This window comes from Limosilactobacillus difficilis (assembly GCF_947387495.1).
GTDB lineage: Bacteria > Bacillota > Bacilli > Lactobacillales > Lactobacillaceae > Limosilactobacillus > Limosilactobacillus difficilis.
Map to the genome: position 1 here is coordinate 1 of NZ_CANDNU010000004.1, position 17573 is coordinate 17573.

The 17573-nt window shown below is 50.3% G+C and carries 18 protein-coding genes and 1 other annotated feature; of the genes, 11 read left to right on the top strand and 7 right to left on the bottom strand.

The features are described 5' to 3' along the window. Nucleotides 1-166 precede the first annotated feature (166 nt). The 6 genes from QOR82_RS01320 to QOR82_RS01345 all read right to left on the bottom strand — a co-directional run bounded on the left by QOR82_RS01320 (nucleotide 167) and on the right by QOR82_RS01345 (nucleotide 6309). A complete protein-coding gene (locus tag QOR82_RS01320) occupies nucleotides 167-790 on the bottom strand; it encodes a TetR/AcrR family transcriptional regulator (RefSeq protein ID WP_283582967.1) in 624 nt (207 codons plus the stop codon). Between the two features lie 14 nt (nucleotides 791-804). Further along, nucleotides 805-1935, bottom strand: coding sequence for an ABC transporter permease (locus tag QOR82_RS01325; RefSeq protein WP_283582968.1), 1131 nt, complete (start codon nucleotides 1933-1935; stop codon nucleotides 805-807). Continuing rightward, nucleotides 1935-2660, bottom strand: coding sequence for an ABC transporter ATP-binding protein (locus tag QOR82_RS01330; protein WP_283582969.1), 726 nt, complete (start codon nucleotides 2658-2660; stop codon nucleotides 1935-1937). The genes QOR82_RS01325 and QOR82_RS01330 overlap by 1 nt, the downstream gene beginning before the upstream one ends. A gap of 131 nt (nucleotides 2661-2791) precedes the next feature. Continuing rightward, on the bottom strand, nucleotides 2792-4102 hold the full coding sequence (pgtP, locus tag QOR82_RS01335; RefSeq protein ID WP_283582970.1) for a phosphoglycerate transporter protein PgtP: 1311 nt from the start codon (nucleotides 4100-4102) through the stop codon (nucleotides 2792-2794). 126 nt (nucleotides 4103-4228) lie between these two features. Then, nucleotides 4229-5554, bottom strand: coding sequence for a dihydrolipoyl dehydrogenase family protein (locus QOR82_RS01340; RefSeq protein ID WP_283582971.1), 1326 nt, complete (start codon nucleotides 5552-5554; stop codon nucleotides 4229-4231). Nucleotides 5555-5556: 2 nt separating this feature from the next. Further along, nucleotides 5557-6309 carry an SGNH/GDSL hydrolase family protein gene (locus QOR82_RS01345; protein ID WP_283582972.1) on the bottom strand — a complete coding sequence of 251 codons (753 nt, stop codon included), beginning with the start codon at nucleotides 6307-6309 and terminating at the stop codon, nucleotides 5557-5559. A gap of 142 nt (nucleotides 6310-6451) precedes the next feature. On the opposite strand from QOR82_RS01345, the gene QOR82_RS01350 reads away from it, so the two are divergent. The 5 genes from QOR82_RS01350 (at nucleotide 6452) to QOR82_RS01370 (ending at nucleotide 11253) form a co-directional block, all read left to right on the top strand. Beyond that, the gene (locus QOR82_RS01350) at nucleotides 6452-7615 is read left to right on the top strand and encodes an ATP-binding protein (protein ID WP_283582973.1); all 1164 of its coding nucleotides are present in this window, start codon (nucleotides 6452-6454) and stop codon (nucleotides 7613-7615) included. Nucleotides 7616-7642: 27 nt separating this feature from the next. Further along, nucleotides 7643-8221 carry a DNA-3-methyladenine glycosylase I gene (locus QOR82_RS01355; RefSeq protein ID WP_283582974.1) on the top strand — a complete coding sequence of 193 codons (579 nt, stop codon included), beginning with the start codon at nucleotides 7643-7645 and terminating at the stop codon, nucleotides 8219-8221. 109 nt (nucleotides 8222-8330) lie between these two features. After that, entirely contained in the window at nucleotides 8331-9197 is an 867-nt protein-coding gene (locus QOR82_RS01360; protein WP_283582975.1) for an aldo/keto reductase, read from the top strand. A gap of 111 nt (nucleotides 9198-9308) precedes the next feature. Further along, nucleotides 9309-9917: a GNAT family N-acetyltransferase gene (locus QOR82_RS01365; protein WP_283582976.1), complete on the top strand. Its 609-nt coding sequence runs from the start codon at nucleotides 9309-9311 to the stop codon at nucleotides 9915-9917. 316 nt (nucleotides 9918-10233) lie between these two features. Beyond that, nucleotides 10234-11253, top strand: a complete 1020-nt coding sequence (locus QOR82_RS01370; protein ID WP_283582977.1) for a uroporphyrinogen decarboxylase family protein — start codon at nucleotides 10234-10236, stop codon at nucleotides 11251-11253. Between the two features lie 51 nt (nucleotides 11254-11304). Here QOR82_RS01370 and nth read toward each other — a convergent pair whose 3' ends face one another. Beyond that, nucleotides 11305-11940, bottom strand: coding sequence for an endonuclease III (gene nth, locus QOR82_RS01375; RefSeq protein ID WP_283582978.1), 636 nt, complete (start codon nucleotides 11938-11940; stop codon nucleotides 11305-11307). Nucleotides 11941-12094: 154 nt separating this feature from the next. On the opposite strand from nth, the gene QOR82_RS01380 reads away from it, so the two are divergent. From QOR82_RS01380 to QOR82_RS01405, 6 genes are all read left to right on the top strand, one after another. Further along, nucleotides 12095-12751, top strand: a complete 657-nt coding sequence (locus QOR82_RS01380) for a nitroreductase (protein ID WP_283582979.1) — start codon at nucleotides 12095-12097, stop codon at nucleotides 12749-12751. Between the two features lie 87 nt (nucleotides 12752-12838). After that, nucleotides 12839-13783, top strand: coding sequence for a lactate/malate family dehydrogenase (locus tag QOR82_RS01385; protein ID WP_283582980.1), 945 nt, complete (start codon nucleotides 12839-12841; stop codon nucleotides 13781-13783). Between the two features lie 59 nt (nucleotides 13784-13842). Next, nucleotides 13843-14184: a binding site (T-box leader), on the top strand. 59 nt (nucleotides 14185-14243) lie between these two features. Continuing rightward, nucleotides 14244-14891: an amino acid ABC transporter permease gene (locus QOR82_RS01390; protein WP_283582981.1), complete on the top strand. Its 648-nt coding sequence runs from the start codon at nucleotides 14244-14246 to the stop codon at nucleotides 14889-14891. Between the two features lie 21 nt (nucleotides 14892-14912). Continuing rightward, nucleotides 14913-15554 carry an amino acid ABC transporter ATP-binding protein gene (locus QOR82_RS01395; protein ID WP_283582982.1) on the top strand — a complete coding sequence of 214 codons (642 nt, stop codon included), beginning with the start codon at nucleotides 14913-14915 and terminating at the stop codon, nucleotides 15552-15554. Between the two features lie 64 nt (nucleotides 15555-15618). Further along, a complete protein-coding gene (locus QOR82_RS01400) occupies nucleotides 15619-16434 on the top strand; it encodes an amino acid ABC transporter substrate-binding protein (RefSeq protein WP_408612901.1) in 816 nt (271 codons plus the stop codon). Between the two features lie 222 nt (nucleotides 16435-16656). Continuing rightward, nucleotides 16657-17502, top strand: a complete 846-nt coding sequence (locus QOR82_RS01405) for an alpha/beta fold hydrolase (RefSeq protein WP_283582984.1) — start codon at nucleotides 16657-16659, stop codon at nucleotides 17500-17502. Nucleotides 17503-17573: the final 71 nt, after the last annotated feature.

Consider the following 17573-nt stretch of genomic DNA (forward strand, 5'->3'; position numbering starts at 1 on the left):
TAGAAAAATATTAAACTATCAAACACCGTTTGAGATATTTTTTGAAGAACCGTTGCACTTAGTTTGACAATTCGTCGTAAACAAAAAACGCAAGAATGAAGTGAAGGTGGCTCGTGCAACATGCACTAGTTTCAACCCTGGTCATTCTTGCGTTATTTTTTGGTGATCATTTAACGGTTAAACCGGCCACGATCTGCTGGTGGATGATTTGCCGCTCGAATTGCTTGTTATGAGATCGGATTCCTACCAGCTTGACCTGGCCAACATAAACCAGGAGTGGTCCCAGCAAGATGCGGATGATTTGGCTCGGCACCAGTTGCTGGTTGATGGCTGGATAAGTTTTCTGGAGCTGTCTGATCTCCTGGTTTAAACCATCCTCGGCATTGAGCAAGGGTGCCAAGGACGCTAGCATACTGCGATCAGTGAGGACTTCTTGCAGCAGAATCTGGATCAACTCAAAATTGTCAAAGGCAAAGTTGAGGCGGTCATTGATGATGAAGTCTACTAGCTGATCGAGGGAGTGAGCTTGGTTGAGTTTGCTGAAAAAGTTGTCGCGGATGGCAATGAGGAGTGGGGTTAGCAAGGCGATCAGCAGATCTTTTTTGGATGAAAAGTATTTGTAAATTGTCCCCTCGCTCATTCCCGACTCCTTGGCAATCGCTGCCGTCGTAGTCGCATGAAAGCCCTGCTTGGCGAAAAGATGAATTGCTGCTAAGAGGACTTTTTTCTTGCCCGCCGGAATTTTGGATTCAGCGATTGATCGTTCATAGGATGGTAAGACTTGAGCCATTTTGATACCTCCCTTTAAACCTTTCGGTAGCGTTTCAAACCAATGATATTTAAGATCACGAGAATGATCAAGAAGATCAGCAGAGCGAGGATGTCCCCGCCGAGCTGGTTGATCGAGACACCCTTGAGCACAATGCTGCTCAGGGCGTCACCAGCGTAGGTGAGTGGCAGGACCTTGCCAATGTAACGGACCCAAGCAGCCATCGAATCCAGGGGGATGATTCCAGAGAAAAAGATCTGGGGGACGATCACGATTGGAATGAATTGCATCATCTGGAATTCAGAATTGGCCAGAGTTGAGAGGAGAATTCCGAAGGCCAGCGCGATTAGGGCCAAGAGCATACTGATAAAAATGATGCTGACGACGTTACCGACGACTTCGACTTTTAACAGCCAGATAGTGGCTAGGACAATGACGATTGATTGGAGAACGGCGATGATCCCGTAACTGAGCATGTAGCCATAAACGATTTCGCTGCGCTTGACAGGAGTGGCTAAGAGCCGACCCAGGGTTCCGCTGGTACGCTCGCCTAACAAGCCCATCCCGGATACCAGGAAGACGAAGAAGAAGATAAAGAAGCCCATCAGGATGGGGATGATTTTGGCAAAGAAATTAGTGTTCTCGTCGCCATAATTGTAGTGGTTGTTGATTTTAGGGGCTGTCGGGGATTGTTTGGCCGCCTGCTGGGGCAAGGCACGACCGGCTTGTGGATTCGTGCTGGCAAGGGTGTGCTGCAGCTGACGGACCGTGCCGGTCAGAGTCCCAATCGTCTGTTGGGTCAAGCCGGCTTTAAGGGCTTGCTTGGTTAGGGCCGTTTTGCTAGCATCCGTATTGGCGTAAGTTACTTCGTATCGGCCGTCATGGTAGTAGATGATTCCATCGACACTCTGTTGGCGGAGCTGGTCCTGGGCGCGCTGCTCGCTGGCCACTGGATGAATCGTGACATCTTTGACATTATCGATGCGTCGTTGCAATGATGAGCTGACGTTGACGGTTGCCAAATTGACGTGCGTGTTGGAATTGGCCGAGAACATGACGTTCATCAGCCACATCACCAGGATGGGAGCGAAAAACATCAGTGCCAGAGTACGTTTGTCACGCATCAATTCTTTTAAAACCCGCTGGGTAATCGCTAAAATACGCATTATTTCACTGCCTCCTTTTCAGCTTGGAGAAAGACGTCTTCAATCGTCGGCACGTCATATTGTTTTTCCAACTTTTGCGGCTGATCAAAGGCGACAATTTGCCCACCGATAAGGAGGGCTACCCGGTCAGTTGCCTCGGCTTCTGACATCACGTGGGTGGTAACCAGGACACTGCGACCCTGGTCCCGAATAGTCGCTAGTTCTCGCCAGATTTGGCGGCGCAGGGCGGGGTCAATGCCGACGGTCGGTTCATCTAAGATCAGCAATTCGGGTGTCCCGAGCAGGGCGATCGCCAGTGATAACCGCCGCTTCATCCCGCCTGAATAACCCTTCACCAGCTTATTGAGATCTGCGGTTAAATCCACCACTTGGCTGACGTGGCTGATTTCTTGGGCGAGTTTTGCTTTGCGCAGGCCCTTCATTTGACCGAAGAATTGAAGATTCTCCTTGGCTGTCAGGTCTTCATACAGTGCGTCGGACTGGGCCATGTATCCAATTCTGCCGAGAATGAGCCGGTTGGGCATTGGCTGCTGGAGGATGAAGGCCTGGCCGCCATCGGCACGCTCCATGCCAAGCATTGTTTTGATGACTGTTGATTTGCCGGCTCCGGACGGGCCAATCAGGCCAACGATTTCGCCTTGGTGAACGGTGAAATCGATATCGCGTAAGACTTGTTGCTTGCCAAAAGCCTTTTTAAGGTGTTGTAGTGCAATAGTGGTTTCCATCAGAATTCCTCCTTGGTGAGTAAACACTCACTCACTGGCTGCTTTAATTTTAGTGAGTATTTACTCACCTTGTCAAGCTTAAAAAGAGCAGCGCGGAAAAAGCCTACGCTGCTCTTTAAAATATGCAGAGATTATTTCATTACCGACTGACCACGAACGTTCCATGTTGTCAAGAAGATCAGACAGGCAAGGACGCTGGCAGCTAAAATCAGCATAAAGCCCATGTGCCAGCCGGCAACGTCAACGACCCAACCGAGGATTGCATTGGCCGAGAAAGAACCGAAGAAGTAGCCAAAGAGGCCGGTCAATCCGGCGGCAGTCCCGGCCGCTTTCTTTGGAACCAGGTCGAGGGATTGGAGGCCGATCAGCATGACTGGTCCATAGATCAAGAAGCCGATTGCCACGAGCGCGATGTTGATCACCGTCAATGAGTTGGCGGAGATGTAAATCAGTAAGAAGACAGAAACCAGGACCATGAAGCAGAAACTAGCAGGGCCCCGACGGCCGTGAAAGACGTGATCAGAGACCCAGCCGGCAATCAAGGTGCCGGGAATCCCGGCTAATTCGTACCAGAGATAGGAAGTCGAAGCCGTGCTGAGAGTGATGTGTTTGACTTCGGTTAGGTAGGTTGGTAGCCAGTTTTCTACCCCGTAACGGACGAGGTAGACAAAGATGTTAGCCACCGCAATGACCCAGATCCACTTGTTATTGAGGACGTGCTGGAAGAGCAGTTCCTTGGTGGAATAGTTATGTTCGCTGAGCTGGTGCTCTTTATTCGGATAGTCATTGCGGTATTCTTCGATCGGCGGCAATCCCATCTTTTCGGGACTGTTGCGGACGAGCAAAAAAGCAATGATGGCGATAATGAAGCCGGCAATCGCGGGAATGATAAAAGCCCCGTTATAGCTCTTGATCGCCAGTGAGCTGGCCGCGATTACAGCAATTCCCCAGTTGGCCAGGGGCGCCATGAGGCCGCCGCCGACGTTGTGGGCGGTATTCCATAGCGCGGTTTTACCGCCACGCTCGTTCACCGAGAACCAGTGGACGAGAACCCGACCGCAGGGAGGCCAGCCCATTCCCTGGAACCAGCCAACAATGAACAGCATAATAAACATCATCGCAATATTGCTGGTAAGGGCGGGGATGAAGCCTAGCGCCAAGTTGACGATTGAAACGAGGAAGAGACCGAGGGGCAGGAAAATTCGCGCGTCACTGCGGTCAGAAACAATTCCCATCACAAATTTGCTGATCCCGTAGGCCAGCGAAACGGCGGAGAGGGCAAAGCCCAGTTCGGCTTTGCTGAATCCTTCCTTAAGCAAACCGGGGATGGCAATGGAAAAATTGTTACGTAGCAGGTAGTAACCGGCATAGCCGATGAAGATACCCATAAAGACTTGCAGACGGAGCCGGTGATAGCTCGTGTGGACTTTGCTTTTTTGCATTATCAAATGCACTTCCTTTTTTTAATTTGGTTTCGAAAATTAAACCTCCACCATTATATCTTGGAAGCGCTTTAATAGCAATTCTGTTTACTAATTGGTCTAGTCTTTAAAACTAGATATGATCAATTACTGGAGGAGACTAGCTACTTTATCAGCCAAGGCGGGGTAAATGGCAATCAGCGCTTGCCGATATTGCTGACCACTGATTTTGAGGCCGATCACCGGCAAAAAATTGTTGATATCGTCGGCTGCGTGGTCGCCAATTTCACTGGCTCCGACGAGTTGGTGATGACTAAAGACCAGGGTGAGGGTAGTGGTCTGGTCGTTTTGGCCAGCATAAAGACTCGCACCATTTAGCGGAATCGTCTTGATTTGATAGTCAGCTTTCTTTTGTACGTCGTCAGGATTGATGCCGACTTGGGCGATTTCAGGGAAAGTAAAGGTGGCCCGGGCAACTGTCGGGTAATGAATTGGCTCAGGATTTTGCCCCGTGAGAAGGTCAAACAGGTACTGACCTTCAAATTCAGCAACTGGGGTCAGTTTTGGCTGCTTTCGATTGACGACGTCACCGATGGCGTAAACATCCTTAGCTGAAGTCATCAGATGTGAATCGACAGCAATGCCGTGCCGATCGTGCTGAATGTCAGCTTTTTCCAGCCCCAGGCGATCAATATTCGGGTGGCGGCCAGTGGCGTCGACTACGTAGTCGCTGGTCATGGTTCCCTTATCAGTTTGGAGGAGCAGACCTTGCTTGGTTTGCTGGATTGCTTGCAGGTTGGTGTTATAGGCAAAGTGAATGCCCCGCTTGGCCATGTCTTTTCCCAGGGCTATGGTTTCATTGACCGGGAATTCACGAAGCAGGCGGTCGGAATGCACAATAATCGTAACGTCGGCTCCGGCTGCCGCGACGAGCGTGGCTAATTCAAGAGCGACGAATCCACCGCCGATAAAAGCCATCTTCTTCGGGAGCTCAGTCATGGATAAGACGTCGTAACTGGTGTGAAGCAGGTCCTTGCCAGGAATGTCGAGGATGTTAGGTGTTTGACCGGTAGCGATGATAATGTTTTTGCCATGGTAATGCTGTCCCGCGACTTCGATCGTGTGGGCATTGACGAAGCGGGCATAGCCGTCGACCACGTCATGGCTCTTGCTGATGATCTCGCTGGTTTGGCCCGGCCAAGGATTGAAACGATCAAGCTTGGTCTTCATGAGCGCGGACCAGTCCAAAGTTGCTGGGGTTTTAATGCCCCGCCCCAGCAGTTGTTGGGACTGGAGAACTGCCCGCGCCGCGCCTTCCAGGAAAATCTTAGGCTCACAGCCGTAGTTAGGGCAGGTGCCACCATATTCAAAGCCCTCGACGACGAGGACGCGATGATCGGTTGTAGCGAGCAGGTTGGATAACCGGTAGGCGGCCGGACCGGAACCAATTAAAATTTCATCATAGCTTTTCATTATTATTTTCCTTTCTTGCTGGCGAGGATTTGCGTTAATTCCTTTTCAAAGACTGGTAGCCAAATCTGGTAATAACCCTCTTGGGTGGGGTGGACGTCATCAAACATTGCATCAGGTTGTGCCGCTGTCTGGGTCCGTAGCTCCTGATTGTGGAAAAGGTCGATGATAGCGAAATTCCACTTTGCCGCGAGTTGTTGCAGTTGTTGGATCAGGGTAGCGTACTTGCCGGCCGAATCATCCTGCAAACAGGTGTAAAAGGCAAGCGGACAGTGTAGCTCGCAACTGACATACTGACAGATCCGCTCGATTGCGCCGAGGGTTGTAGTTTCGTCAAAGCGATCCCGTTGCTCGGGAGGAGTGCGCTGGCCGAGGTTCTTGCCATGTCGATTATCGTTGGTTGATAGCTGGCAGACAAAGAGATCGTATTTGTTAGAAGTTGGAAAGTCGCGCTGAAGCCGAACCAGGTAGCCGCCTTGGTCATGGCCAGCCAGGGTAGTGCCGGAAACCGCTGATTTGGTGGCGATGATCCCATCGCGGGCGACTAGGTAATCGACAAATGATCGCCCTCGGGCAGCGAAACCAGCGGTCACCGAGGAACCGAGAAAGGCGATTCTTTTGCCATTCAGTGGCGATTGTGGGTTGCGGGTGACTTGCTCAGAGGCAAATTGTGGGGCATTGCCACGTTGATAAGCGGGCGATTGTGTCATCCGCTGAACGAATTGTCGCAGCGATTGACCGTTGTCATGATTAGTCATTATCAAGTGCTTCTTTCTGTTAGAGTTGCCTATATTATATAATGCATGTGAGTTTTCCCAGCTGATTTTGCTTGTCACCGAATTTTCCCGGGAAATGAAGTCAATCAGCTAGCGAGAATCTGATTTGAAAAGGAGAAGTGCGATGCCAAAACAAGAATTTGCAATTGGTCAGGACGGGCAGGCATTCGATGATGTGCAGGCACTGGTGCAGCGTCACCTTTTAATCGTTGGTCAGACCGGCAGTGGCAAAACCACGACCACTCTAGCCTTGCTCCACCGGCTTCAGGAACTGAATCATACCGCGATCGTTTTGGACCCGACCGGCGAGTACCGGCACCTATCGCATGCTGTTCGCTATCAGCTTGGGATTAATGCCTATCTAGATCCTGGGCATCTGACTGTTGACCAGTTATGTCAGGCGCTGAGCTTAAAACTGGGACCGGTCCTAAGAGAAAAACTGCACTCGGCCATCAACGCTCTGCGGATCCAACAAAATCTCGTCCAAACAGCGCAACCCTACGTCAAGCTGGGAGTGCCGATTCGCGATTACCAGCGCCAGCTCGAGCAACTCGGCGATTGGGCCCGCTCCTACCAGCCGCGGCTACTGGCTCGGCAGTTGGTTGAAGAATTCATAATTCCCTGTACTGACGAAAAAGTTGATTACTCGCTTTTAGGGCAAGACTATGCTCGCCAGCAAATCAGCCAGTGCTGGGATACTTTGACGACGATTCGTGAGCGAATGGTCAGTCGAGAATTTCGGATTCTGTTTGATCCGGATCCTCAGCGCGGCCAAGTAAAAACAGACTTGTTTTTTGCTTTAAAGATGTTTGTCAGCCAGCATACATCACGGCGAACCCTGGTGATTGACTTATCAGCTCTCCGGCGCTTTGGCCCCGCTCAGCGGGTGGTGATTTCACTACTGATGAAACAGCTGCTAGCGGACCAAATCCAGCAAGTTCGGCCGCGACCAGTCACCGCGGTTATCGATGAGGCCCATCGCTATCTGCCGACTGATCTACATGATTTGTCTACTAATGGTATTTTTCAGGTGCTACGGGAGGGACGTAAGGTTCGCTTATCGCTAACCTTGACGACCCAGTCGCCACTGGACCTGCCGGCGCGGTTGCGGTCGCAATTTACCAACCTGCTTATCCATCAACTGACCACCCCCGAAGAACTGGCTGCACTATCACAGACGAGCAACTGGGATCGTACGAGGGCGGCTCGGTTGGATCCGGGCGAGGCGCTATTGTGGTGTCAGCACCGTCTAAAAGTTATCAGAGTCCAACAAGCTCAGCGATGTTGAAGTGGCAAAAGAAAGAAGATGTTTCTGATGACGGTTCAACGTTGTCCGTGGGCGGGCATCGCCGATCCGCTCTATCGTGATTATCATGACCATGAGTGGGGCCGGTTGAATTTAAATGAAGACTACCTTTATGAAATGTTGGTGTTGGAGAGTGCCCAGGCGGGCTTGTCCTGGCTAACGATCCTGAAAAAACGGGATCATTACCGGCAAGCATTTGCGGGCTTTGACGTGACGAAAGTGGCACGCTTTGACGAGGTTGATTATAAGCGGCTGATGAATGATCCCGGGATTATCCGCAACCGCCGAAAAATCATGGCAACTATCAATAATGCCCGGGTGCTCGTTTCAATGCACGAAAAAGGCCAATCACTTGCCCAGCTGCTGCATGAAGCGGTCCCCCAGGTGATTGTCCACCATCCTCAACAGCTTGCCGATGTCCCAGCCAAGACTGACTTATCAGTAAAACTGGCCGGGAAGTTGAAGCAGCAGGGATTTCGCTTTGTCGGGCCGACGACGATCTATTCATTCTTGCAAGCAGTCGGCTTGGTCAATGATCATTTGGAAGAGTGCAGTTTTAAATACGACCGAATTAGCTCACAACACTGAGTATACCATCGACGCATACTAGTATAGAACGGTTTTACTTTGCTAGTGCTTTTGTCATCGCTACAATAAAAACAAGATATGAAAGTACAATTACGAGGAGGGCAAAATAATGCAAATTCCAACTTTTAAATTAAACGATGGTCACGAGATTCCGTCATTCGGTTTCGGGGTCTTCCAAATTCCAGCTGACGGTTCCACTTACCAGGCCGTTTTGTCAGCACTGAAGCTTGGTTACCGCCACATCGATACGGCGGAAGCCTACTTTAATGAACAAGAAGTCGGCAAGGCCATTAAGGACAGCGGGATCCCACGCGATCAAATTTGGGTTACTTCCAAGCTGTGGCTGCAGGATTACGCTTACGAGGATGCCAAAAAGACGATCGATAACACCTTGGCCAAAATGGGGCTGGATTACTTGGACCTATATCTGATCCACCAGCCTTACGGTAAGGTTGACGAAGCCTGGCGGGCAATGGAAGAAGCACAACAAGCGGGAAAGCTCCGCTCAATCGGGGGTTCTAACTTCACACCTAAGCTTTGGGCTAAGTGGAAAGACGCTTTTGCAAATGTCACTCCGGCTGTCAACCAGGTCGAATTCAACCCTTATTTCCAGCAACGGCCATTGCGGCAGATCATGGCTAAGGAACACGTGGCATTGGAAGCTTGGGCACCGCTGGGACAAGGCAATGCCGATTTGTTCCAGGAACCGGTTCTCCAACGACTGGCCAAAAAGTACGACAAGAACGTTGGCCAAATTATTCTGCGTTTTGAACACCAAGAAGGGGTCATCGTCTTCCCAAAGTCCGTTCACGAAGCACGGATTAAGTCTAATGCGGAAATCTTTGATTTTGAACTGACGAGTGATGAAATGGACGCTATTCGCGGTCTTGATAAGGGGCAGGGGATGCATGATCCAGATGCTCCCGGAGTTGCGGATTCCTTGCTGAGTGCCTTTGACGTCCACGCAAATGACTAAATGATTGATAGATCAGCATCTTTTCACCCGACGAGGGCGGAAAGGTGCTTTTTGATTTGCCTGGAGGGTGCTATACTCAAATGCAATTTGTGGGATCGGAGAGTGATGGAGATGACAGAGAGGATTGAACTTCGCTTAGCACATCCAGATGATGCACCGCAACTACTTGATATATACGCGCCCTACGTTGAGCATACGGCGATCACTTTTGAATACCGGGTGCCGCTGGTGGCCGAATTTCGGCGGCGGATCACCAAGACGATGCAGAATTATCCCTATCTCGTGGCAACGAAAGGTGGACGGCTCCTGGGCTACGCTTATCTGGGGCGCTTTGGGGCACGCAAGGCCTATGATTGGGCTGCGGAAACATCAATTTATGTTGCCCGGGATGCTCGCCACCAGGGGGTTGGCGCTAAGTTATATGCGGCCATCGAACAGCTGGCACGGTTGATGGGCTTGACTAATCTCAACGCTTGTATCGCCTATCCCAGCCGTCCTGATCCCCACCTGACGGCCAACAGTGCAGAATTTCACCAGCACCTGGGTTACCGCCTAGTTGGCCGGTTTCACCAGTGTGGGTACAAATTCGACCGGTGGTACGATATGGTTTGGATGGAAAAAATCATTACTGACCACCCGGTTCAGGCCCGGGCGGTCGATTGGTTCGCTCAATTGCTGCGGGAACACACAGCGGCTGTGAATCGAGTTTTGCGTGGATAAAAGAAGCTGGTGGTCTCTCCGACCGCCTTTTTTAAGCAACATAGTATGCTATATGCGTATACTAGCATTGATTTTTGATAATTTTCGCGGACAGCTTGCCCCACTATACTTAAATCATCAGCAAAAAATGAATCGGAGGTAAGTGCAATGCTAAATCAAATTATTGCTCTAAGTGTGATGCTAGTCGTTCTCCTGGTGCTCTTGACTTTCCCACAACAACAGAAATAGCACTACAATGCCCGTCCCACCTAGTAAATAGCGATCTGGGACAATTCCTGATAAACTGGAGATAAACAACTTTTCAGGAGGAATGGCAATGGCTCTAGCGAAAGAAACAGTGCTCGGTGTTTTGAAAGGGGAAGTAGGCGGAGTGGTCCCGGCTTCATTTTGGCGACACTTTGCGGACAATGAATTCACGGATGCTTTTCAAAAGCCGGCGGTGATTCAGAAGAATTTGAACGGTCACCGCGATTATTTGCAAGCGGTCGATGTCGACTTTGTTAAGACGATGCTCGATGGGTATTTTCCGTATCCGTTCCGGGGTGTTAAGGATCCCAAGCAAGCAGCTGACTTGGCGAAGCTGCAACCGCTAACTGATGACGATCCGTGGATTAGCCAGCAGGCCGACCTGGCCCGGCAGCAAAGGGCGTTGGCAGGTGATAAGCCGGTCTTTGTCACGATCTTTTCGCCGATGTACCTCTTTAAGTGGGCCTTGATCCAGCACTACGTGGAGCCGCTCAAACTAGCCGATCATCGTTTTGCCGATTTGTATCACCAAGATCCGCAATTGGTATTACACGTTTTAAAAGTGATCGGCCAAGACCTTGGCAAGGTCGCGGCGGCCGTAATGAAAACCGGGATTGATGGGATCTATTATTCGACCCAGTCGGTTCAGGATGATCGCCTCGATAATCCTCACTTTTTCAGCACGGTAATGGAGCCGGTTGACCAGCTCGTTCAAGAAAGGATCAATGCCGTCAGTGACCTGAACATCCTCCATATTTGTGGTTTTGCTGGCGCATATAACCACCTGGACTGGTTCAAAGATTACCCGCTGCAGGTGATTAACTGGGCTAGCAAAACAGATGGCTACTCCCTGGCAGCCGGACAAAAGCTGTTTGGCGGGCGGCCCGTTTTGGGCGGCCTCGACAACTCTACCAAGGGCGTTCTTTACAGCGGAAATAAGGAACAGATCCAGACGGCAGTGCAACAGCTATTGGACGCAGCCGGCACTAATGGCGTTATTCTGGGCGCTGATTGCACGGTGCCGCGTGATATCAACTACGACCACCTTCGCTGGGCAATCGAAGCGGCCCACCAATTTAACCGATATTGAAAACCACCTGGCTCCATCAAGCGGCGTCAGGTGGTTTTGGTGGTTTGTGAGCTAATTTTGATGATAAAAGGCACACATCGATTGGAGGGGACAGGTTGCACATTTAGGGTTGCGTGATGTGCACTGGTAGCGACCCCAGAAAATCATACTATGGTGCCCATCGAGCCACTGTTCTTTGGGAACGGCGTCCATCAAACGGTGCTCGATTTGCAAAAGGGTGGCTTGAGGGGCAACCATCCCCAGCCGCCGAGCCACCCGGCTGACGTGGGTGTCGACAGCAAAGGCCGGGATCCCGAAACATTCAGCGAGCACGACGTCAGCCACTTTGCGCCCAACACCGGACAAGGTCATCAATTCTTTGCGGGTATTAGGAACTTGCCCACCAAAGTGCTCGACGAGTTCCTGGGAACACTTGACGAGAAACTTGGCTTTGTTGTGGTATAAACCGAGCTGCTTAATGTAAGGTTCGACTTCGTCTAGCGAGGCCTGGGCCAGGTCGGTTGCTTGGGGGTAGCGGGCAAACAACGCGGGGGTGACTTGGTTGACGGACTTGTCCGTCGACTGAGCGCTGAGAATTGTTGCTAGCAGAAAGTGATAGGTAGAATCGGCTTCCAGGGTAGTGCTGGCGTTGGGAAAAGTCTGCCGCATCACTTGAATGGCGTGGCGAATTTCTTGATCAGAGAGCATGTTGAAACGTCCTTTTTCAAAATGATTGCCTTAATAATAACACTGTGGGGGACTATGCAGTAAGTTTTGCTTTTCACAAGTCTCGCCAGCCCTTATAATTGAAGAAAGGGCTTTCATGATTGCTTGGCCCGGACAAGAAAAGGAGTTGAGCCTGATGGATCTAGAAACAGCAATGAACAAGCGCCATTCCGTGCGCCAGTTTACGGATCAAGAAGTTAGCAGGGAACAGATCGAACACCTCGTTAGTCTCGCTCAGCGTTCGCCATCCTGGGTTGATTCACAACCATGGCAGGTTTACGCTGCCACGGGGGAGGTCCTCCAACAAATCAAGGCGGCTTATCAGGAGCAGGACCAGGCTGGCAACCACGGTGATCCGGACCTGAAAGTGATGTCACGGGGCGATTGGCAGGAACGTCCGCAGGCTAACATGAAGCAGTGGGGTCACGAGATTGTCCACCACTTTGCTAATTATGATGAAGCCCACGAAGCGATGACTGGGGCCGCCAATAACCTGAATTTTGCTCCGGCGATCCTCTTCATTACCATTCCCAAACAAAGTCCGGACTGGTCGATTTTAGATGCCGGGATTTTTGCTCAATCGCTGCTCCTGGCGGCGACTGCGGAAGGATTAGGCTCGATTCCAACCTACAATAGCGTACGCTTCCCCGCAATTCTTCATCAGTTCTTGGAAGTGCCGGAAGACGAACGCTTCATGGTCGGCATCGAGATTGGCTACCCGGCTGACACCAAGATCAATCAGTACCGGGCCAAGCGGCAAGACTTAGCGGACTTATTGCATTTTCGGGACTGATTTCATCTCCGGCTATCCTTCTGACTTGTATTAATCAATAATTAAAGTATAATGAGAAATAACTCATTTTGTTTAGGAGGAATCATCATGGGGAATAAAATTGCCATTATCGGGGTCGGCCATGTTGGGTCGACCGTTGCCACCAATATTGTTACAGCAGGAATTGCCCAGGAATTATACCTGATCGACGAGCAGGACAAGATTGCCCGCGCTGATGAATTCGATCTTTTTGACCAGCAAGCCTACCTGGACACGACGACGCGCGTAAAGTTTATTCCCTACCATGATGATTGGGCAGCCTTAAGGGACGTCGACGTAATCGTCTTTGCAGCTGGAAACATCAAGATTGTCCTGGGCAACCCGAATGATAAATCTAACAACCGGGTCGGCGAATTGAGCAACTCGGCACGGATCGTCCGGGAGGTTGGTCCTCGCATCAAGGCGAGCGGCTTCCACGGGACGATGGTCTGCATCTCCAACCCATGTGACGTTATCACTCAGTTGATGCAGAAAGTAACCGGCTTGCCAAAACAGTCGGTACTGGGAACCGGGACGTCACTGGACACCGCCCGGCTGCACCGAGCGGTGGCAGTGGCGTTAGGTGTTTCGATCTCTGACGTTGCCGGTTACGTCATCGGGGAACACGGGGAGACCCAGTTTGCCGCTTGGTCTTCTGTTTCAGTCAATGGTCGGCCGATGACTAAGATTGCTCAGGAAGCGGGTCTAGACTTGGATGATCTGGAAACTCAAGCCCGGATGGGCGGCCACGTCGTTGGCCTCGGCAAAGGCTTTACCAACTATGGGATTGGAATGACGGCGCTGACGATCGTCAAGGCGGTGGTCAACGATGAGCACCGGACTTTCCCGGCGACGTCATATGACGACCACTTTGGCGTCTACATCGGTCACCCGACAACGGTCGGCGCCGCGGGCGTATTGGCCCAGCCAGCCCTTGATCTGACAGCTGACGAGGAGACCAAGTACCAAAAATCGGCGGCAGCGATCAAGCACAATCTGGAATCGGTTAAATAAAAAGATTCTAAAAGACGCTTGACAATCTATAATCTTAGTGTATTATTAAAACAACATTAAAAATAACAGTGAACAGACTAGTAACGAAATGGTCATGATAAGAGAGGCCCTGGTTGGTGAAAAGGACCGGTGATCATCCGTGAATCACATCTGTGAGTTGATTTTCTGAACGTAGTAAGAAAGTCCGGGGCCGCCCGTTACAGCACAGAGTTTACTAATTGAACTCGTAGAGGCCACGATCGCGAGAGAGTGGCATGATGAGGTGGAACCGCGGAATCGCCCTCATGCTGGGATAGACCAGTATGAGGGCTTTTTTATTCGGCGGTAAGTAAACTCGTTGAGGTGGATGGTGTGAATCATTCACGAACGTGAGGTGGAATCGCGATTAGTTCGTCCTCTTGGTGTTATGGCACCAAGGGGGCTTTTTGTTTACTGGTTAACTTTTGAGGAGGTTGTACCCATGTCATTGCACTATGTTAGTCAAATTTTGCCGTCGCTGTTCAGCGGCTGCGGTGTGACATTATCACTTTTCTTCTGGACCTTGATTGGTTCGCTGCCGCTAGGAATTTTGGTGAGCCTCGGTCTTACTTCTAAGTTTTCGCCCCTGCGTTGGATCTTGGGGATCTATGTTTGGCTGATGCGGGGAACGCCATTACTGTTGCAACTGATTTTCGTTTTCTACGGTCTGCCGATTGTTGGGATCGTCTTCCAACGTTATAACGCGGCGGTCTTTGCCTTTATTCTGAACTACGCGGCCTACTTTGCTGAAATCTTTCGTGGCGGTTTCCAATCAATTGACACTGGCCAATACGAAGCGGCTCGGATGCTCGGACTTTCCTATCCTCAGACCTTGCGGAAGATCGTGATTCCCCAGGTTGTTAAAATTGTGATTCCGTCGATTGGTAACGAAGTCATCAATTTGGTTAAGGATTCTTCACTGGTCTATGTCATCGGCTTGGGCGACCTGCTGCGGGCCGGCAACGTTGCAACATCCCGGGATGTCACCCTGGTACCGCTGGTACTGGTGGCTCTTATGTACCTGATTATGATTGCGATCTGCACTTGGGGCCTGCAAAAGGTCGAAAAGCGTTATTCCTACTTCAAGTAAATTCCAAAGGGGGAACTGAGAATGCTGAAAGTTACTAATTTAAAGAAGAGTTTTAATGGACGGCAAATCCTCGACGGGATTAACTTTACGGTCAAGGATGGCGAAATTCTTTGCATCGTTGGTCCATCAGGGGCCGGCAAGACGACGATCCTGCGTTGCCTGACGGGGATGGAGCAAGCTGATAGCGGTGAATTTTCCTTAGATGACAAGCCTTTTGACCCCGCCAAGGATAGTCAACGGATTTTCGGGGTGGTCTTCCAGGACTTTAACCTCTTTCCGAACCTGAGCGTTAAGGAGAATATTACCCTGGCACCAACGCTAGTCAAGAAGATCAGCCAGGAAACTGCCGATGCCCAAGCGGCTAAGCTGGAACGTCAACTCGACTTGACCCAGGTGGAATCACAATACCCCTGGCAGCTTTCCGGGGGGCAAAAACAACGGGTTGCCATTGCCCGGGCACTGGCAATGAAGCCGCAGGTGCTCTGCTATGACGAACCAACGTCCGCCCTCGATCCGAACTTGCGGGACGAAGTGGCCGAAATGATCCTGGATTTGAAGAAGGGTGGCACCACCCAACTGATCATTACTCACGACATGGATTTTGCGAAAAAGGTCGCCGATGATTTGTTCACGGTGAAGGCGCTCGAAGGACAAGAAGATTAAGATAGGGGGCGGCATTGAGATGAAGAAAAATATTTCAACACTTCTTCGGCTTTGCCTGCTGTTTATGATCGCCGTTCCCGTGTTATTCTTGAGCGGCTGTCAAAACGTGACTTACCGGGCTAACCACCAGGATACCTGGTCACGCATTCAGCGTCGGGGCAAGGTGATCGTCGGCCTAGATGATTCCTTTGTGCCGATGGGTTTTCGCCAAAAAGACGGTCGCTTGGTTGGTTACGACGTTGATTTGGCTCGCGAAGTTTTTAAGCAGTACGGGATCAAGGTCGACTTTCAAACGATCGATTGGTCGATGAAGGAAACTGAACTGAAGAACGGGACGATTGATTGCCTGTGGAACGGCTACTCGATCACGCCCCAACGGAAAAAGAAGGTGGCCTTTAGTCGGAGCTACCTCCAAAACGCCCAGGTCTTAGTGACACAGAAGAAGAACCACATCGAAAACTTTAATGACATGAAGGGGAAGGCCTTGGGAACGCAAACCGGTTCGACTGGGCAGCAAGCCCTAGAAGACCACCCCAAACTCTTGCAGGATAAGATCAAAAATAAGAAACCCATTCTTTACGATACCTATCCGGATGCCTTCATTGATCTTAATGCCGGTCGGATCAAGGGACTGCTGATGGATCAAGTTTATGCCCGCTACTATATCGATCACATGGCTAACAGTAAGGCCTACCGCATTTACGACAATTCCCAGATGCCAACCGACTACTTCGGCGTGGGGATGCGGAAAGGTGACAAGACTCTGCAGCGGAAAATAAACGCCGGACTGGCTCACCTGCAAAAGAATGGCCAGTTGCGGAAACTGAACGAAAAGTGGTTTGGTACCAATAGTAACTACCTGGGACCAGTTGAAAAATAGCCGACTGATGAATAATCGGCTGACAAAATAAGCCTTCGCTGGCAATCCTCGTTATCACGGCAAATGAGGATGGTCAACGGGGCTTTTTTCTTTACCTCGCGGATCTGCTAAACAGAAAAGCGTGATCAATTTATAAATTAAAGATAGCATTCTTAAATAATTGCATTATAATATAAATGTATTTAATTATAGCTAATTGCTAATAAAGCTGGAGGGGTAAGAATGCAATACAAGACTATTGATGTGGAAGGACTATCAACATTTTATCGAGAATGCGGATCAAAAGATAAGCCGGTAATGCTACTGCTGCACGGGACGGCAACGTCTAGCTACATGTTCCGCAATCTAATGCCACTGCTGGGACAGACTTTCCACGTGATTGCGCCAGATTATATCGGTTGTGGTAATTCAGCTGCACCGGACCACACGAAGTTTAACTACACTTATGAGCACCTGACTGACTACCTCGATGCCTTACTCGAGGAATTGCGGGTCGAAAAATTCTATATGTATGTCTTTGATGATGGTGCCCCGATCGGCTTTAACTTGGCACGTCGCCACCCTTACAACATTTTAGGGATCGTCAGCCAGAACGGGAATATCTATCAGGAGGGGCTTGGACCAGAGTGGAACGAGCGTCAGCAGTACTGGAAGAAACCAACCCAGGAATTGCGGGAAAAGTACAAAGCGATTTTTAGTCCTGATGTCATCAAGAGCCTTTACCTGACGGGGGAAAAGGCTAACGCAATCAGTCCGGACGGCTACGCGATGGATATTTACAACAGCCAGAAAGATAATGACTTTGTGGAACGGCAGTCTGACCTCCTGGTTGACTACCAGAATAACGTCAAAAATTATTCGGACTACCAAAACTTTTTACGCAAGCACCATCCAGATTTGATCGTTGCTTGGGGACGCAACGATCCGCGTTACATCTATCCAGGCGCCTTGGCCTTTCAACGGGATGATTCGGATGTCGATATTCACCTGTTGAACGCAGGTCATTTTGCCCTAGAATCACACTATGAAGAAATCGCTGATTTGATTTGCAACAAATGGGGAAAGTAATCAGCGCGATAAATGATTAAAAGCGGTGAGGCAGGGACCAAGCCGCTTTTTGGCTGAGCGGGTAGTCAGGG

Excerpts from the sequence above, each read along its gene's own strand:
- QOR82_RS01400 (WP_408612901.1), top strand. The coding sequence starts at position 15,619 with ATGATCGCCGTTCCCGTGTTATTCTTGAGCGGCTGTCAAAACGTGACT.
- QOR82_RS01395 (WP_283582982.1), top strand. The coding sequence starts at position 14,913 with ATGCTGAAAGTTACTAATTTAAAGAAGAGTTTTAATGGACGGCAAATC.
- QOR82_RS01365 (WP_283582976.1), top strand. The coding sequence starts at position 9,309 with ATGACAGAGAGGATTGAACTTCGCTTAGCACATCCAGATGATGCACCG.
- QOR82_RS01380 (WP_283582979.1), top strand. The coding sequence starts at position 12,095 with ATGGATCTAGAAACAGCAATGAACAAGCGCCATTCCGTGCGCCAGTTT.
- pgtP (WP_283582970.1), bottom strand. The coding sequence starts at position 4,102 with ATGCAAAAAAGCAAAGTCCACACGAGCTATCACCGGCTCCGTCTGCAA.
- QOR82_RS01370 (WP_283582977.1), top strand. The coding sequence starts at position 10,234 with ATGGCTCTAGCGAAAGAAACAGTGCTCGGTGTTTTGAAAGGGGAAGTA.
- QOR82_RS01360 (WP_283582975.1), top strand. The coding sequence starts at position 8,331 with ATGCAAATTCCAACTTTTAAATTAAACGATGGTCACGAGATTCCGTCA.
- QOR82_RS01325 (WP_283582968.1), bottom strand. The coding sequence starts at position 1,935 with ATGCGTATTTTAGCGATTACCCAGCGGGTTTTAAAAGAATTGATGCGT.
- QOR82_RS01355 (WP_283582974.1), top strand. The coding sequence starts at position 7,643 with ATGACGGTTCAACGTTGTCCGTGGGCGGGCATCGCCGATCCGCTCTAT.
- QOR82_RS01390 (WP_283582981.1), top strand. The coding sequence starts at position 14,244 with ATGTCATTGCACTATGTTAGTCAAATTTTGCCGTCGCTGTTCAGCGGC.
- nth (WP_283582978.1), bottom strand. The coding sequence starts at position 11,940 with ATGCTCTCTGATCAAGAAATTCGCCACGCCATTCAAGTGATGCGGCAG.
- QOR82_RS01350 (WP_283582973.1), top strand. The coding sequence starts at position 6,452 with ATGCCAAAACAAGAATTTGCAATTGGTCAGGACGGGCAGGCATTCGAT.
- QOR82_RS01345 (WP_283582972.1), bottom strand. The coding sequence starts at position 6,309 with ATGACTAATCATGACAACGGTCAATCGCTGCGACAATTCGTTCAGCGG.
- QOR82_RS01405 (WP_283582984.1), top strand. The coding sequence starts at position 16,657 with ATGCAATACAAGACTATTGATGTGGAAGGACTATCAACATTTTATCGA.
- QOR82_RS01385 (WP_283582980.1), top strand. The coding sequence starts at position 12,839 with ATGGGGAATAAAATTGCCATTATCGGGGTCGGCCATGTTGGGTCGACC.
- QOR82_RS01340 (WP_283582971.1), bottom strand. The coding sequence starts at position 5,554 with ATGAAAAGCTATGATGAAATTTTAATTGGTTCCGGTCCGGCCGCCTAC.
- QOR82_RS01320 (WP_283582967.1), bottom strand. The coding sequence starts at position 790 with ATGGCTCAAGTCTTACCATCCTATGAACGATCAATCGCTGAATCCAAA.
- QOR82_RS01330 (WP_283582969.1), bottom strand. The coding sequence starts at position 2,660 with ATGGAAACCACTATTGCACTACAACACCTTAAAAAGGCTTTTGGCAAG.